This is a genomic window from Qipengyuania sp. YIM B01966 (genome assembly GCF_016461955.1).
In the GTDB taxonomy this organism is placed as follows: domain Bacteria; phylum Pseudomonadota; class Alphaproteobacteria; order Sphingomonadales; family Sphingomonadaceae; genus QFOP01.
The window spans coordinates 1-345 of record NZ_JADMNM010000044.1; the positions used below are offsets into that span (position 1 = coordinate 1).

General features: G+C 60.9%; 1 pseudogene. It reads right to left on the reverse strand.

The window, feature by feature from the left end:
* A pseudogene (locus ILT46_RS12045) lies at window positions 1-345 on the reverse strand (IS5 family transposase); the annotation flags it as partial.

A 345-nucleotide genomic window follows, 5' to 3' on the forward strand; every position in this document is an offset into this window, starting at 1 on the left:
TGCCCTTCGCTGAGCAGCATGATCAACGGACGGCCCTTGCCGTCGCAGACAGCGTGAAGCTTGGAGTTCAGGCCACCTTTGGTGCGCCCGATACGTCTGGGAAGAGCCCCTTTTTTAGCAGGCTTGCTGCCGTCCGGTGCGCCTTGAGATGGGTGGCATCGATCATCAGTCGGTCCGGGCGGCCTCCTTTTGCGGCAAGCTCGGCAAAGATGCGGTTGAACACACCCAGGCGGCTCCAGCGGATGAAGCGGTTGTAGATCGTCTTGTGCGGACCATAATCGGCCGGTGCATCACGCCACCGCAGCCCGTTCCTGATCACAAAGATGATGCCGCTCACGATACGGC